19 protein-coding genes and 1 tRNA gene are annotated in these 15,388 nt (G+C 53.8%); 9 read left to right on the plus strand and 11 right to left on the minus strand.

Annotation, left to right across the window (positions count from 1 at the left end; all coding sequences use genetic code 11):
• Positions 1-3: 3 nt before the first annotated feature.
• The 7 genes from RGQ30_RS06845 to RGQ30_RS06875 all read right to left on the minus strand — a co-directional run bounded on the left by RGQ30_RS06845 (position 4) and on the right by RGQ30_RS06875 (position 7,839).
• Positions 4-1,134, minus strand: coding sequence for a lipocalin-like domain-containing protein (locus RGQ30_RS06845; protein ID WP_338284855.1), 1,131 nt, complete (start codon positions 1,132-1,134; stop codon positions 4-6).
• The gene (locus RGQ30_RS06850; RefSeq protein WP_130556625.1) at positions 1,131-3,713 is read right to left on the minus strand and encodes an ABC transporter permease; all 2,583 of its coding nucleotides are present in this window, start codon (positions 3,711-3,713) and stop codon (positions 1,131-1,133) included. Before RGQ30_RS06850 ends, RGQ30_RS06845 begins: the two co-directional genes overlap by 4 nt.
• Positions 3,714-3,716: 3 nt before the next feature.
• Entirely contained in the window at positions 3,717-4,412 is a 696-nt protein-coding gene (locus RGQ30_RS06855) for an ABC transporter ATP-binding protein (RefSeq protein WP_130556624.1), read from the minus strand.
• Between the two features lie 42 nt (positions 4,413-4,454).
• Positions 4,455-5,240, minus strand: coding sequence for an enoyl-ACP reductase FabI (fabI, locus tag RGQ30_RS06860; protein WP_130556623.1), 786 nt, complete (start codon positions 5,238-5,240; stop codon positions 4,455-4,457).
• A 150-nt stretch (positions 5,241-5,390) separates the two neighbouring features.
• Positions 5,391-6,524 carry a glycosyltransferase family 4 protein gene (locus RGQ30_RS06865; protein WP_130556622.1) on the minus strand — a complete coding sequence of 378 codons (1,134 nt, stop codon included), beginning with the start codon at positions 6,522-6,524 and terminating at the stop codon, positions 5,391-5,393.
• Between the two features lie 5 nt (positions 6,525-6,529).
• On the minus strand, positions 6,530-7,450 hold the full coding sequence (locus RGQ30_RS06870; RefSeq protein WP_130556993.1) for a UDP-2,3-diacylglucosamine diphosphatase: 921 nt from the start codon (positions 7,448-7,450) through the stop codon (positions 6,530-6,532).
• A gap of 110 nt (positions 7,451-7,560) precedes the next feature.
• Positions 7,561-7,839, minus strand: a complete 279-nt coding sequence (locus tag RGQ30_RS06875) for a hypothetical protein (RefSeq protein WP_130556621.1) — start codon at positions 7,837-7,839, stop codon at positions 7,561-7,563.
• Positions 7,840-7,989: 150 nt separating this feature from the next.
• Between RGQ30_RS06875 and RGQ30_RS06880 the strand changes: the two genes are divergently transcribed.
• The 4 genes from RGQ30_RS06880 to RGQ30_RS06895 all read left to right on the plus strand — a co-directional run bounded on the left by RGQ30_RS06880 (position 7,990) and on the right by RGQ30_RS06895 (position 9,669).
• Positions 7,990-8,066: transfer RNA gene (locus RGQ30_RS06880), tRNA-Val, on the plus strand.
• Positions 8,067-8,222: 156 nt separating this feature from the next.
• Positions 8,223-8,498, plus strand: coding sequence for a CsbD family protein (locus RGQ30_RS06885; RefSeq protein ID WP_130556620.1), 276 nt, complete (start codon positions 8,223-8,225; stop codon positions 8,496-8,498).
• 26 nt (positions 8,499-8,524) lie between these two features.
• Positions 8,525-8,896, plus strand: coding sequence for a DUF4398 domain-containing protein (locus tag RGQ30_RS06890; protein ID WP_130556619.1), 372 nt, complete (start codon positions 8,525-8,527; stop codon positions 8,894-8,896).
• Positions 8,893-9,669, plus strand: coding sequence for an OmpA family protein (locus tag RGQ30_RS06895; RefSeq protein ID WP_130556618.1), 777 nt, complete (start codon positions 8,893-8,895; stop codon positions 9,667-9,669). The genes RGQ30_RS06890 and RGQ30_RS06895 overlap by 4 nt, the downstream gene beginning before the upstream one ends.
• Positions 9,670-9,764: 95 nt before the next feature.
• Here the strand turns inward: RGQ30_RS06895 and RGQ30_RS06900 are convergent, their stop codons facing one another.
• The 4 genes from RGQ30_RS06900 to RGQ30_RS06915 all read right to left on the minus strand — a co-directional run bounded on the left by RGQ30_RS06900 (position 9,765) and on the right by RGQ30_RS06915 (position 11,527).
• The gene (locus tag RGQ30_RS06900) at positions 9,765-10,088 is read right to left on the minus strand and encodes a BON domain-containing protein (protein WP_130556617.1); all 324 of its coding nucleotides are present in this window, start codon (positions 10,086-10,088) and stop codon (positions 9,765-9,767) included.
• A 27-nt stretch (positions 10,089-10,115) separates the two neighbouring features.
• Complete coding sequence (locus tag RGQ30_RS06905; RefSeq protein WP_130556616.1) at positions 10,116-10,427, minus strand: BON domain-containing protein; 312 nt, start codon at positions 10,425-10,427, stop codon at positions 10,116-10,118.
• Between the two features lie 34 nt (positions 10,428-10,461).
• Positions 10,462-10,683, minus strand: coding sequence for a DUF883 C-terminal domain-containing protein (locus RGQ30_RS06910; RefSeq protein ID WP_130556615.1), 222 nt, complete (start codon positions 10,681-10,683; stop codon positions 10,462-10,464).
• A gap of 97 nt (positions 10,684-10,780) precedes the next feature.
• Entirely contained in the window at positions 10,781-11,527 is a 747-nt protein-coding gene (locus RGQ30_RS06915; protein ID WP_130556614.1) for a Crp/Fnr family transcriptional regulator, read from the minus strand.
• Positions 11,528-11,715: 188 nt separating this feature from the next.
• Between RGQ30_RS06915 and RGQ30_RS06920 the strand changes: the two genes are divergently transcribed.
• The 5 genes from RGQ30_RS06920 to rplT all read left to right on the plus strand — a co-directional run bounded on the left by RGQ30_RS06920 (position 11,716) and on the right by rplT (position 15,208).
• Positions 11,716-11,844 (plus strand): hypothetical protein, encoded by a 129-nt coding sequence (locus tag RGQ30_RS06920; protein WP_298217343.1) that lies wholly within the window; start codon positions 11,716-11,718, stop codon positions 11,842-11,844.
• Positions 11,845-11,990: 146 nt separating this feature from the next.
• Positions 11,991-13,898: a threonine--tRNA ligase gene (gene thrS, locus RGQ30_RS06925; RefSeq protein WP_130556613.1), complete on the plus strand. Its 1,908-nt coding sequence runs from the start codon at positions 11,991-11,993 to the stop codon at positions 13,896-13,898.
• Positions 13,899-13,927: 29 nt separating this feature from the next.
• Complete coding sequence (gene infC / locus RGQ30_RS06930) at positions 13,928-14,446, plus strand: translation initiation factor IF-3 (protein ID WP_130556612.1); 519 nt, start codon at positions 13,928-13,930, stop codon at positions 14,444-14,446.
• A 191-nt stretch (positions 14,447-14,637) separates the two neighbouring features.
• Entirely contained in the window at positions 14,638-14,835 is a 198-nt protein-coding gene (rpmI, locus tag RGQ30_RS06935) for a 50S ribosomal protein L35 (RefSeq protein WP_105029855.1), read from the plus strand.
• Between the two features lie 16 nt (positions 14,836-14,851).
• Positions 14,852-15,208, plus strand: a complete 357-nt coding sequence (rplT, locus tag RGQ30_RS06940) for a 50S ribosomal protein L20 (protein WP_008249959.1) — start codon at positions 14,852-14,854, stop codon at positions 15,206-15,208.
• The last annotated feature ends 180 nt before the right edge of the window (positions 15,209-15,388 follow it).

The following is a 15,388-nucleotide window of genomic DNA, read 5'->3' on the forward strand; positions in this document are numbered from 1 at the left end:
TGCTTAAAGTTGCATGGGGCGATCATACCCCGTCATTTCAAGATAGCCCTTGCCCCAGGGCGATCCGCCCGCGCTTTTGACACGCACTGCACCTTCCCAGTACAAGGTGCCAGTGCTGGCGCGGGCATCCAGTTCCTGGTCGTCAAAAAGGGGGGCCAGGCTGAATGCCTGTCCATCCAGAACAAGTTGCTGCTCAACCGGGTATTCAATGCCTGTTCTGGTGGATTTCCACCGGCGCATTACCTCAAATTTCACCTGCTTGAATTCGCGCACGGTGCCATCGGCATTGCGGAGGGCAGCGTGGGTCCACACTGCACCCTTGGAGGGGTCGCGGTCGCGAATTTGAAAGGCCATCAGCGCTTCACCTTGATCGCCATGCAGGCCCACCCAGTCCCAGCCCTGGGCATTGGGCGCCAGCACTGTGCTGGACCATTCATGGTCCATCCAGAACCTGCCAGTGACGGGTATGTTCTTGCCATCCAGCCGTATCGTGCCGCTGCTTTTCATGTGCGGCAATGTGATGTAGTAGCTTGATTGTGCCGGCAATGGTCCCTTTTGTGAAAACCCGTTGCGTCCTTGTAACCATGGCGTTTGAGTCTGCTCCATCCGCAGGTTCAAGGCCAGTTGGGGCGTTTGAACTGTACATTCCCATGCATCGCCTTGGGCGCTGTTCAAATTCCAGCCGGGCATTTGAATATTCAACACTTCCTGAGCATTGCCTTTGATTGTGCTGCCCCCTGTGCCAGCACGCCGAATGATTTGCGTGTGCTCCAGTTTGCCCTTTTCGGGTAAAGCCACTGCAGCATGTGCGAACAGCAACTGTGTCGGTGCAAAAGCGCTGGGGTTGTCAGTGCTAACATTCGGGGCCGAACGGAAAAATGTAATTTGTACGCCCAGCGGTTTGTTCAATGCAGGGCTGTCAAACCAACCTGTGAAGTACCACCATTCTGTTCGAAAATCCGGGTGCGGGCCGTGGTCTCGGGGCAAGGCAGGAAGTACTTCTGGCGTGGGTTGCGCGTATTGACGGGTTACAGTGTTTGCTGGTTGTGCTGCCCTTGCAATGCCAGACCATCCCGACAGAGGCAACGCAACAGGCAGGCCCAGGCCCGCTTTCAGAATGTTGCGCCGCTTCATGCCCAGTCCTCTTTCAATTGGTTCACCAGTTGTGTGTTCAATGTATTGCGCAGGGAAAGGGTCACGGTCGCGCTGCTCATTGCGATCAGCACTGCCACCATGATGAACAGGTCTCGCCATGGGGTGAACCATTCCATGGTCCAGTGAAAGGATTGCGGGTTGACTACGAAAATCAGAATGGCTGCAAAGGCCAGCCCAATTATCAGCCCCACCAGCGCAGCCACGGCGGATGCGATCAAGGCCTCACGGGCAATCAGCCTGAGCATCCAGCTTGGGCTTGCACCCATGGCGCCGAGCAAGGCAAATTCACGCTTGCGCTGCAAGGCCATGGCCGAGAAGGTGGTACCCACGCCAAACAGGCCAATGACCACGGCGGCAATTTCAAGCAGGTAAGTGACTGCAAAACTTCGGTCAAAAATATCCAGGCTCAACTGGCGAATTTCACCCGGTTCAGCAAAGTCAATTTTCCCATCCAATGGGGTGTTGCTGCTGGCCTGCTGAATACGCAACACCATATCTTGAACTGATACCCCGCTCGCGGGCCAAACTGCACCTTGCGTGTCTTTGAACTGGATTCCGAATTGTTCAAGCAGTTCTGCTTTGGGCAGCACAATGGCACCATGCTGGCGGGTGTAGTCTCGCCACACACCCATCACAGTCGCAGGTACACGCTTGCCTTGATCCAGCTGAAGTTCAAACACGCTGCCCGCTTTCAGGCCATACAGGTCCGTCATTGGTTCGCTGACCCACACCGGCAGCGTGCCCGTGTTTGGCACATCCAGCGTGTTGCCTGTCATGGGCAGGCGTTGCGCCGCGGCTTCCAGCGAAACAGGGCGGGCGATCAATTCAACAGCAGGGCGTTTTGGGTCCAGCACGATCGATTGCTGTCCCCAGAATTCAAGCAGGTCGACGCCCGGCAAGGCCGCAACGGCACTTTGAAAGTCATCGGGAAAAGCTGGAATGGTGGCGTTGTTCAACTTCACATACAGAGGTGCAGGCAGTACCTGGGTCAGCCAGTTGTCCAGTGAAAAGCGAAAGCTGTAGATCATCACGTGCATGGCCACAACCAGTGCGAAGCTGGCCACTACGCCGGAAAGGCCGACTGCCAGCAAATTGGGGGTGCTGGCCAGCCTTGATTTGGCCAGGTCTGCCAATGCCGCCAACTGTGCAGGCGGACGAATCAAGGCCCGCACCACGAGGCCAATCATCGCGATGCCACCAAACAGCCCGAATGCCACAGCCAGGTAACCGCCTACGGGAATGTTGCCGTAAGGTGGAATCCACAAGCAGGCCACAGCCAACAAGCACAGCACCATGCCAAGCCAATGGGCTTTGTTTGCAAACTGCAGGCCCGCTTCTTCCGTGCCTGCTCGCAGCCGTTGGTGCAAGGCCATTTGCCCGGTTTGAAAAGCCGGTGACAAGCCACCCAGCAAGGTTGCAAGAACGCCGAATCCACCAAACAGCAATGCATCCACCACGGTCAAGGGAACGCCATCCTGCGCAGCCTGAAAGTATCCTGCACCCAGATCCACACCCAGGGTGTGCACCACAGCCGTGGCCAGCCCCCAACCCATGGCCACGCCCAGCGTGCCACCTACAACCCCACAGCACATGGATTCGAACAGAACCTGCGTGCGCAACGACGATGCACGAGCGCCCAATGCTGCCAGAAGGGCCCACTGGCGTGAACGCTGCGCAACCGCCAGCATTTGCGTTGAAAAGGTAAGGAAACCGCCTGTCAGCAAGGCCACCATGGCCAGAATGGAAAGGTTTGCGCGGTAAGCCTGTGACACACTGGCCCCGCGTGTGCCTTGTTCACTGGGCGTTTCCAGCCGGCCCAATGCCTTGAATTGGGTGGCGTATCTGGCCTGGAATGCAGCCGGGCTTGTACCTTCCTGAAGTTTCAAGTCCACGCGGGAGATCTGGCCCAAGGTACCAAGACGCCATTGAACGGCAGCAATGTCTGCAACGGCCAGCAGTTGGCCAGTACCCGCTGCAGGTACGCTACCTGCGATTTTCCATTGCTGAGCCTGGCTGTTGTGGAGGGTACTTAAGTTGACGCTTCCTCCCGGGAGTTGTTCACGCAAGGCCGGGCTTGTAAACACATTGCTGCTGTTCAGTAGAGGAATATCGCCCTGTGTGGCTTCCTCTTGTGCCTTTGTGTCAGCTTGACCAATGAAGTTGGGTGTCACCGCAGCGGCGGTGAATACGTCAAGACCCAGCCATCGAACCGGTTTGTCAAAACCATCCACGGTAACTTGCAAGTCAATCACCGGCGAGGCCACGGCTACTTCGGGCAGCGTCACCAAGGTATCCAATACCGTTTCAGGCAGAAGGTTGCTGTGCGGCAGCAATTGCAAATCGGCTTGCCCTGAGAACTGGCGTACCCCGTTGTTGAACTGGTCCAGTGCCTGTTTGTGGATCAAATGCACTGCGAAGCCCAAACCGACACCCACAGCGATAGACAGGGTGGCGATCAGCCATTTCACGGGTTGATCCCGCAGGGCGCCTGAAAACAGCTGCAGCTTCAGCAGCAAGGCGGGGTACAGGCCTGGTAAGCATTTGGATAACAGGTGCATGCTTTAAGCCTTGTTCGCCGGTTGCAGTTCCGCCAGTTGGTGATCGGTCAAATTCAGCACGTGGTTCAAGTGGCTGGCCGCTTTGGCTGAGTGGGTCACCATGACCAGCGAGCAACCTTGAGCACTGCATGCCGTCAGCAACACCTGCAGCACGCGTTCGGCATTGTCTTCATCCAGGTTTCCCGTGGGTTCGTCGGCCAGTATCAAGGGTGGGTTCAACGCCAATGCCCTTGCAATGGCCACCCGTTGTTGTTCGCCACCCGACATTTCCCGTGGAAAGCTTGCTGCCTTGTGCGCCATGCCAACCTGTTCCAGCAAATGTTTGCAACGTTGGGTGTCTGGTTTCTTGTTGGCCAGTAAAAATGGCAACTCAATGTTTTGTTGTGCCGTGAGGTGTGGCATCAGGTAATAGGCTTGGAACACAAGGCCGATGTGTTGCAGGCGCATGGCCGCAATGGCATTGCTGTTCAGGTGTTGAATCGCCTTTCCTGCCCAGAACACCTCGCCGCTGTCTGGCTGGTCCAGGCCAGCCATCAGGTGAAGCAGGGTGGACTTTCCAGACCCTGATTCACCCACAACAGCCAGAGACTGCCCCTTGTGCAACTGGAGATTCACCCCGGTGAACAGTTTTACGCCACCGAGTGTTTTGGAAACCCCCACCAGTGTGAGGGTTGTTTGATTTGCTTGCTGTGGGTTCACCCGAATACCGCCTTGTGGTGAAACGTTTATGGAACAGAGTCCTTATTCTGCCATGCCGCCCACCACGGTGCTGTAGCCCGCGTCGACATACGTAATTTCAGCGGTAATTCCGCGTGCCAAATCGGACAACATGAAGGCGGCTGTGTTGCCCACATCATCAATGGTCACATTTCGGCGCAGTGGTGCTGCTTCTTCAACGGCATGCAAAATCTTGCTGAACCCCTTGATGCCCGCAGCTGCCAGGGTTTTGATGGGGCCTGCGGAAATGCCGTTGACCCGAATACCTTTTGGGCCCAGTGATTCGGCCAGGTAGCGCACGGAGGCTTCAAGCGATGCCTTGGCCAAGCCCATGGTGTTGTAGTTGGGTACCATACGCACAGAACCGAGGTAACTCAGTGTCAGCAGCGCGCCTTCACGGCCCTGCATCATCGGGTAGGCTGCCTTGGCCAACGCAGGGAAGCTGTATGCAGAAATATCGTGTGCAATGCGGAATGCTTCACGGGAAATTCCTTCCAGGAAATCACCTGCAATCGCTTCACGTGGAGCAAAACCAATGGCGTGCACCAGGCCGTCCAGCCCATCCCAGTGCTTGGCCAGTTCGGTGAACAGGCTTTCAATTTGGGTGTCTTCAGCCACATCCAGCGGGAATACCAACTTGGAATCAAACTCGGCGGCCATGTCGGTAACCCGGTCAATGAAGCGCTCAGTCTGGTAGGTGAAGGCCAGTTCAGCACCCTGTGCATGGCAGGCTTTTGCGATGCCGTAGGCGATGGAACGGTTTGACAGCAGGCCCGTGATGAGAATTTTTTTACCGGCTAGGAATCCCAATTTGAATTGCTCCTGAGAATGTTTTATAGGTTTTCAGTTTGTGCCTATTATAGGCAATTCACAGGGCATGGGTTTCTCAAAGGGCTTCAAGCGCTCGGTTGGGTGCTATCTGCGCTTTACTTTCTGCGCTTCACTTTCCTTCTTCAGCTTTCAGTCCTGCAAAGGTTGTTTGTGGCCAGTCAACTGCCGCACGGTGCCTGCACTGTAGACGATTGGAGCCAGGTAACCCTGGAACTGGCTTGCGCAGTTTTCCCAGGTAAAGGTACTGGCGTGCTGACGTGGGCGTTCCCGATCAATTTGCAGGGCTGAAAGGGCAGCATTCTTCAAATTCCAGTCGAGCACCCCTGCGCCGGACTGGCCTACCACGTCCAGTGGACCATTCACTGGAAAAGCTGCAACCGGACAACCACTGGCCATTGCTTCCAGCAAAACCAGCCCGAAAGTATCGGTCAGGCTTGGAAATACGAAAACATCCGCCCGTTTGTAAATTTCGGACAAAGCCGCGTGATTGAGCATGCCAAACCAGCGTGCCTCAGGAAACTGTTTTTCAAGCGCTTTGCGGGCAGGGCCGTCGCCTGCAATCCATTTTTCACCGGGCAGCTCCAGTGACAAAAACGCTTCCAGGTTCTTTTCCACAGCCACACGCCCTGCGTAAAGAAACACTGGCTTTTCAACGCTGCACGCATTCAGGCGTTGCAACAATTCAACTTGCTGCGGATCGTCTGAGGCCAGCTCGCAGGGGCTGTAACTCAAATGTTTGCTGACCGGTGATTTGTCGGGGTTGAAACGCTTCAAGTCAACCCCGCGCTGCCACAGCACGCAATTGTTCAAACCACGACTTTTCAATGTGTCGATGACCGATTGTGTGGGTACCATCACCGCCCTCGAGGGCTTGTGAAACCAGCGAAGCAGTGCCGCAGTAAACCGGATGGGAATGCCCGAACGCGCTTTCACATATTCGGGGAACTGGGTGTGGTATGCCGTGGTAAACGGTAACCCGGCGTACCTGGCCAGCAGGCGCATGCCCAGGCCAATTGGTCCTTCGGTCACGATGTGAACGGCCTGTGGCTTGAATTCACGCAGTTCGCGCCGCAGGCGGCCAAACGGCCACACTGCAAGCCTGATCTCAGGGTAGGTAGGGCAGGGTATTGTCTTGAACAGTCCGGGGTGAATCACCCGGACTTCATGGCCCTGTGTAATTAGCCTGTTCACCACCTGGCTGAGTGTTTGAACCACACCATTGACCTGGGGTGCCCATGCATCTGTAGCGATCAATATACGCATGCTGCTTACTCCGCGTTGGCGTGTTCAAGCGCCTTTTGTTTGCGGGCTGGCAGATCCCGGTGGGGCCAGTGCACAATTTCCAGTTTTCCGCAGGGGTGTTCAACCAAGGCGGTCAGGCTTTCAACCCAATCACCATCGTTGCAATACAGCAAGCCGTCTACCTGCTTGATCTCGGCTTTGTGAATGTGGCCGCACACCACGCCGTCGTAGCCTCGGTGTTTGGCTTCATGAATCAGGGCGTGCTCGAATTCCAGAATGAAGTTCACTGCATTTTTCACCTGCTGTTTCAGGAACTGCGACAGCGACCAATATGGGTAACCCAGTTTGATTCGAACATTGTTCAACATCCGGTTCAGGGTCAGCGCAAAGGTGTACAGCGTGTCGCCCAGGTAAGCCAGCCATTTCGCGTAACGCACCACCTGGTCAAATTCATCGCCATGTACTACCCACAGGCGTTTGCCATCGGCTGTCACGTGCACTGCGCTGTCAAGAATCGGGATGTCGCCGAAAGTCATGCCGGCAAATTGCCGGGCCGCCTCATCGTGGTTACCGGGGATGAACACAACCTGAGTGCCTTTGCGCGCCTTGCGCAACACCTTCTGGATTACATCGTTGTGGCTTTGCGGCCAGAACCAGTTCTTGCGCAGTTGCCAACCGTCAATGATGTCGCCAACCAGGTAAAGCGTATCGCTTTCATTGTGTTTGAGAAAGTGGAGCAGGGCGTCGGCCTGGCATCCGGCAGTGCCCAGGTGGATGTCTGAAATCCAGATGGTGCGGTATCTGTTGGAGCCTTGTTCCTCGTCAAAAGGATCAACGGGTTCCATCGAGGGGGGGCTGGCGAGCTCACCGGAGTTTTCTTCGCGGGTCGCTTTGGAAAACAGTTGCTCTGCAAATTGCTGCTTGAAGTTCAACTGGTTCGGGCGCATTTTCAATGTCCATGTTTTTGTCATGGAACCGATTAGACGCGCCCGATTTGACCGGCATGTGACAGAGAGATGACTCTTTTTTGACAAAGAGCCAAAGTGTGTCGGCTTGCTTATCTCGCCCGTGTGGTCTCAAGGCTCTTGGGAAGCCACCAGGTGAATCCATACAGCAGTGTTTTTGACACCACTTCCAGGGGGGGCAGGTTCTTGCCGCGCAAACGCAGGAAGGCAATCGGTAGTTCCAGCGTGTGGGCCACCAGCAACAAAGCAGCCAGCACCAGCAGGAAAGGCATGACAAGGCTGATCAACAAATACGCAGGTACAACGATCCAGAAGCCGTTCATGACTTTGCGTATGGATTCGAACGACTGGGGGCTGACTTTAATGGCCATGGTGATCCTTGGTGGTTGAAGTAAAGCGGTTGTAGTAAATGCAAAGCTTGAAAAATCGTGAATATGACAATAGTTCTTGTCAGAAACGTTGTCAAGCGCATTTGGACTTGCCCCCGCGGCCGAGCTGGTGTATATTTCGCACTCTTCTTTAGGACCGTAGCTCAGCTGGTTAGAGCGCTGCCTTGACATGGCAGAGGTCGCTGGTTCGATTCCAGTCGGTCCTACCACATTTCCCTCTGGTTAGCCCCCCGTTGTTTGCCGCTCCAATCTGTGTGTGTCAGCGCACCGAACTTTTGCGTCCGTTTGTTTATCGTGACTTTGGCTTCCCTGAAGCCGCCTTTTCGCCTTCTGCGACCCAGGCACAAAACGACGGAGAATATTGCATGAACAATCAAACACCAGCCGGTACCGGAAAAAACCAGAACCAAAACAAGAATCAGAACCAAGCCAAGGGCAATACCAACACCGATATACCCGACGGTGATCATTGGAAAGCCAAGATCAATGGCGCCAAGCAGCAGTGGAGCAAACTTCAGCAAGAAGAGCTTGTCTCCACTGCTGGTGACAGTGACCAGCTTTCCAGCCTGGTGCAAAAGCGCTATTCCATGAACAAGGCCGACGCAGACAAACAAGTGGAAGCTTTTTTCAACAAGCACTAATCGACTCATACACAGGTGGAAACACAATGAAGATTGCTATCTCAAGCTTAATCGTGGGCGCTGGCATTCTTGCCGCGTGTGCCACCACGCCTTCCCCTCCGGGAAGGTCGTATGTGGCGGCCCAAGTGGCCGTTGCCAATGCCGAGAAACTGCCAGTATTCACTTATGGCAATCAGGAATTGACCGTTGCACGGCAAAAGCTCGAAGCCTCTCGATTTGCTGCCCTGGACGGAAAGCCCGAGCTGGCAGAAATGTTGGCTGTTGAATCTCAAGTGAGCGCCGACCTTGCGGTTGCCAAAACATCCCTTGGCAAGGTCACCGCCACAAGCGAAGACATGCAGAACCAGAACAAGGCCCTGCAACAGGAAATGCGTCGCAATTTAAAGGCCACACCATGAACAACTTCCCCCGTTACACCATATTGGGCGCACTGGTCATAGGCTTGTTTTCCGCTTGTGCTTCGCCCCCGGAAGCCACCGACCGGCAGATCGAATTACGCAACAAGCTTGCAGCACTGCAAAATGACCCGGTGCTAAGCCGATATTCACCACAAGCGAGGGCAGAAGCTGAATCCGCAGTGGCCCGGATGGACCAGCCACAAGCTAGCCTGCAGGACAGAACGCACAATGAATTCATTGCGTATCACAAAATTGAAATTGCGGAAGTGAAAGCACGTGAAGCCCATTTGCTGGAGCGTCAGAACGCCATGTCCGATGACACAGCCGCTGCGCGTTTGGCCTCTCGCACTGCCGAGGCAGATGACGCCAACCGCCGTGCGGCAGCCTTGAAGGCTGAATTGGCGGCCATGAATGCAAAGCCCAGCCCCCGTGGCATGTTGGTGACCTTGGGCGATGTCCTGTTTTCTACTGGCCAATACAACATCAGTCCCAATGCGGATGCCAATCTGGACAAGCTGTTCAGTTTTCTGGACAGCAACCCTGAAAGTCGTTTGGCTATCGAAGGCCACACTGACAACGTAGGTGCAAGTGAGGCCAATCTGGCGCTGTCACAAAGCAGGGCTTTTGCGGTGAGCAGCTACTTGGAGGGCAAGGGTATTTCCCGCAAAAGAATGACTGTTCAAGGCCTTGGCGAGACTGCACCGGTTGCCGGCAATGACAGTGCTGCCGGGCGCCAGTTGAACCGACGTGTTGAGGCCACCATTCTCGATTGAGCGAATCACCACATTGTTAGAGGCCCAAGAAAAAACCCCTGAGTCACCTTCAAGAGGCTCAGGGGTTTTTTGTAGCGGATCCTTGATCTGGGCTTTTAGTTCTCTCTGTGTTGAACAGCCGAACCAGACCTGACCCACAGCACAGGAATGACCTGCACAATATTCTCTACGTAAACAAATTTGCGCAGCTCTGTGGCAATTTTATTTAGGTGGTCCAGTTCAATCTCCGAGTCCACAAAACCGCTCAGGGTAACAACCTGACCGAATGTATTCACATTGACAATGGAGTCGAACAACAATGGCTCACCCAGCAAGATTGTCTTGACCGTGTTGTTGAGCGTAATGTCGTCTGAAAACATGTGTTGAAAGTCTTCGTACAACACCACGTTGCCCGAGTGAAAGAATTTTCTTTTTTCCATCATTTTCTCCAATGCCAAAAACAGATATCACTTCATGCGCATGTCATTTTTTACGGATTCCACGCCTTTGACCGATCGAGTCAACTCAACAGCCTTGTTCATGTCTTCCTTGGAATTGATAAAACCGCTGAGTTGAACTTCGCCCTTGAAGGTTTCGACATTGATTTCCGAGGCTTTCAGGGTTGAATCATTGAAAATGGCTGCCTTGACTCGGGTTGTAATGACCGAGTCATCAATGTATTCACCCGTGCTGCTTTGGCCTGGACCTGCAGCACAGGCCACCATGAACAGCAAGGAAAATATGCCCAATACGCGAACAACGTGCTTGTTTGTAATCATGAATTGATGTCCTTGTTAGATTAGATGAATGAAATCAGGCGCGAATTTTCGAGAGCAAAAAGCCCATCAACAGGCCGAAGGCCCCTACAGCCAGTGCAGCCTTGAACGGAGACTCGGTGATGTAATCCCGGCCCATGTTTTCAACTTCACGGCTTTTGGTTGCCAGAGCGTGTTCAACATCAGGCCATCGGTTACTGCTGAGATTACTGTTAGTGCTTCCGATGGAGTGGTCTGGATTAACGGGTAGCTTTTCCATAATTGATTTCCTTTAAGTGGTGAAAAACAAATTTCAGGGTAATTCTCTGTAGTGGCGGCGTCTGTTCGTTCTCGTACGGAAAGCTCGCCGTCTGCTTTCAGGGCGCAGATGTGACCATGTCACTCTGCGCGTGATCTTTCGCCTCCGGCTGGGGCAACAAGCGCTCGAATTCGGTTTTTACAACCTGATAGCACTCGCAAACACGCGCTTCGAGGCGCGGCCGGTCCAATACCTCAATGCGGCCACGGGCATACTGGATCAAGCCTTCCCGCTGCAAGCGGCCCGCCGCTTCGGTTACACCCTCCCGCCTGACCCCCAGCATGTTGGCGATCAATTCCTGGGTCATGTTCAGGGTATTGCCTTCAAGGCGGTCCAGGCTTAGAAGCAACCATCTGCACAATTGTTGTTCAACCGAGTGATGTCGGTTACAGACGGCGGTTTGCGTCATCTGGGTAATCAGGGCCTGGGTATACCGGAGCAGCAGTTGCTGTGTTGGCCCACCCAGATGAAATTCGGAAAGTAGAACCTGAGGCTTTAAGCGGTATCCCAAGCCTTTGCTTTGAACGACAGCCCGGCTGGGTGTCGTGTTGCCGCCCATGAACAAGGCAATACCCAAAATGCCCTCGTTACCCACCACAGCAATTTCGGCAGACGACCCGTTTTCGAGCACATACAGCAGCGAAATGATGGCAGTGGTTGGAAAGTACACATGGCGCAGTTGGTCCCCGGATTCATAGAGAACCTCGCCCAGTTCCAGTTCAACAGGAACCAGAAAGGGTGCAATGCGCGAATATGCCTCTTTTGGCAATGCGTTTAGCAATTGATTGCAGCATGGATTGGTCATCGTGCCCCACGTTCTAAAAGTTTGGCCCAAGCCTGATAATCAAAGCCAGATGGGTGAATACTTGAAACAATAGTGCAAGTGTTTGATGTTGCTGAGTACGGTAACGTACATACCCTGTGGGTACGTTGACCTGACAATTCCGTTCTGGGCTGAATTGTCGGTCTTGAAACCAGAAAGGAGCCCGTTCGATGACGCATGAACAGAAAAGTAACAAGCAGGACAAGAAGAAACCTTTGAGCACACCCAAAGAGAAAAAAGTGGCCAAGAAATTGAAAAAAGACATCAAGGAGGGCATCCACAAGCCCAAAATCTCCTGATTGATCATGCTTTTGATCCGAATCAACAGCCCGCGAATGTTCAGGCAAGCTTCCAGAGGCTAAAATACAGGGTTGAGAAAAATTTGAGCTGTGTCCGGACCTGTTGTTTTGGATCCAAAAGCTTATTCCACCTAAGGGAAGTACTTATGCCAGTTATCCGCCTGCCTGACGGATCCGAACGTGTTTTCGATCACCCTGTGACCGTGGCCCAAGTGGCTGCTAGCATTGGCCCTGGCCTGGCCAAGGCCGCATTGGCAGGTACGGTGAATGGCGTGCTGGTGGATACTTCCTACACAATGACTGCGGACAGCAACCTGGCCATCGTCACTGAAAAAGACGAGGCAGGGCTGGACACCATCCGCCATTCCACCGCGCATCTGTTGGCCTATGCCGTCAAGGAGTTGTTTCCCACGGCACAGGTCACCATTGGCCCCGTGATCGAAGACGGCTTTTTCTACGATTTCTCCTACGAACGTCCTTTCACGCCTGAAGACCTGGAAGCCATCGAAAAGAAGATGACCGAGCTTGCACGGCTGGATGAAGTCGTGACCCGCGAAGAATGGGTGCGCGATGACGCCGTTCAGTTTTTCAAAGACCAGGGCGAGCACTACAAGGCGGAAATCATTGCCAGCATTCCAAGCAATGAAAACATTTCCCTGTACCGCGAAGGCAAGTTCATTGACCTGTGCCGCGGCCCCCACGTGCCCAGCACTGGCAAGCTGAAGCACTTCAAATTGATGAAAGTGGCAGGTGCTTACTGGCGAGGCAACTCCAACAATGAAATGCTGCAGCGCATTTACGGCACAGCCTGGACCAAGAAAGAAGACTTGGCCGCCTACCTGCATCGCCTGGAAGAAGCCGAAAAGCGCGACCACCGCAAACTGGGCAAGCAGCTTGACCTGTTCCACATGCAGGATGAAGCTCCTGGCCTGGTATTCTGGCACCCCAAGGGCTGGGCCCTGTGGCAGCAGGTGGAGCAGTATATGCGCCGCGTGTACGTGGACGGCGGTTATCAGGAAATCCGCTGCCCCCAGATTCTGGACCGCAAGCTCTGGGAAAAATCAGGACACTGGGACAACTACAAAGACAACATGTTCACCACCGAGTCGGAAAAGCGCGACTACGCCTTGAAACCGATGAATTGCCCCGGCCACATTGAAGTATTCAAAAGCGATTTGCGCAGCTACCGTGACTTGCCCATGCGCTATGGTGAGTTTGGTGCATGCCACCGCAATGAAAGTTCAGGTGCGTTGCACGGCATCATGCGCGTACGCGGCTTTACACAAGACGATGGCCATATTTTCTGCACTGAAGACCAGGTTCGCGAAGAGGTCACGCAGTTCAACCAGGTGGCCATGCAGGTGTATGCCGATTTCGGTTTCAGCGAAATCAACGTGAAGTTGGCCCTGCGCCCGGAAGCCCGTTTGGGTACTGATGAAACCTGGGACAAGGCTGAAGATTCGCTGCGCCAGGCCTTGAAAGCCTGTGGCGTGGAATGGACTGAACTACCGGGCGAGGGTGCGTTTTACGGACCCAAGATTGAATACCACATGAAAGACAGCATTGGCCGTTCCTGGCAGTGCGGCACCATTCAGGTGGACTTTCAGTTGCCAGGTCGCCTGGGTGCTGAGTACGTGGCAGAAGACAACAGCCGTCGAGTACCCGTGATGTTGCACCGGGCCATCGTGGGTTCCATGGAGCGGTTTATCGGTATTTTGATCGAAAACCACGCCGGCGCCATGCCCTTGTGGCTGTCGCCCGTCCAAGTGGTTGTGGCCACCATCACCGAGGCCCACAATGAATATGCCCACAATGTGGTGCAAATGTTGAAAAAACAAGGCATTAGGGTGGAGGCGGATTTGCGTAATGAAAAGATCAATCGTAAAATCCGTGAACACACCATGCAGAAAACTCCGTATATCGCCGTAATCGGCGATGCAGAGCGTGATGCAAACCAAGTTGCCGTGCGTTTGCGCGGCAATGAAAACCTGGGCTCATTGCCTGTTGAAGAATTCCTCCAGCGCCTGCTGGGTGAAATCAGCAGCAGGGCCTGATTTTTTAAACTAGAAAAAAGAGGCTAAATATCGTAGCGGAAAAGAAAAATCGCACCAACGAGGAAATCAGAATCCCCGAAGTGCGCCTCATCGGGATTGAGGGTGAGCAGTTAGGCATCGTAAAAACATCTGACGCCTTGCGAATGGCAGAAGAAGGCGGTGTGGATTTGGTGGAAATTGCGCCGCAGGCCGTTCCCCCGGTTGCCAAGCTGATGGATTACGGCAAGTTCCGTTACCAAGAGCAGAAAAAGGCAGCAGAAGCCAAGTCCAAGCAGAAGCAGGTCCAGATCAAGGAAATCAAGTTCCGTCCTGGTACTGACGACGGAGACTACAACGTCAAGCTGAAGAATTTGACCCGTTTTCTTGAAGACGGCGACAAATGCAAGGTCACTTTGCGCTTTCGCGGACGTGAAATGGCTCACCAGGACATTGGTGCCCGCCTTCTGGAACGTGTTCGAACCGACCTTGAAGAAATGGGTGTGGTTGAGCAAATGCCCAAGATGGAAGGCCGCCAAATGGTCATGATGATCGCTCCCCGCAAGAAATAATCGACCCTTACACGTTCCGCATCAAATAGTTTGCCCAGTTCGGCGATCCCGCGTTATAATCGCGGGCTTGCCGGAATGCACTGTATTGTGCATAACAGCAAGTTGCCCACCAGGTTTTAAAAGAGTTTCGTCGAAACCACCTGCAAGCAGGTTTGGCAATTGAATTGCCGAACAGTATCAGGAGCACCAAGATGCCCAAGATGAAGACCAAAAAGAGCGCCGCAAAGCGTTTCTTGGTCCGTTCAAGCGGATCGATCAAGCGTGGTCACGCCTTTAAGCGCCACATTCTTACCAAGAAAACGACCAAGAGCAAGCGTCAGCTTCGCGGCATGGAAACGATTCACAAGTCTGACATCGGCCGCGTTCGCGACATGATGCCTTACGCATAACTGGTAGGAGCAATAAATGCCTAGAGTAAAACGTGGTGTAACGGCACGCGCCCGTCACAAAAAAGTTATCGCCCAAGCCAAAGGCTTCCGCGGTCGTCGTAATAATGTATTCCGCGTTGCCAAGCAAGCGGTGATGCGTGCTGGTCAGTACGCATACCGTGACCGCCGCAACAAGAAGCGCGTATTCCGCGCACTGTGGATCACCCGTATCAACGCAGCAGTGCGTGAACACGGCATGACCTACAGTGTGTTCATCAATGGCTTGAAAAAAGCAGCCATTGGTCTGGACCGCAAGGTGCTGGCTGATCTGGCAGTGACCGACAAGGCAGCATTCGCCGCCATCGTGGGTCAAGTGCGCGCAGCACAAGCCTAAGTAAAAAAGTCAACATTTTTGTTGCTTAAGTATTTCTCTTAAGTACACGAAAAGACTGATAAAAACGGAGCCTTAGGGCTCCGTTTTTGTTTTCAGACGGTACAATTCACAGCTCCAATCAAAGCCGTTCCAATCTCAAAAAGAATCGACCCAATGTCCATGGATGCTTCGCTTTTAGCC

The organism is Limnobacter thiooxidans (assembly GCF_036323495.1).
Lineage (GTDB): Bacteria > Pseudomonadota > Gammaproteobacteria > Burkholderiales > Burkholderiaceae_B > Limnobacter > Limnobacter thiooxidans.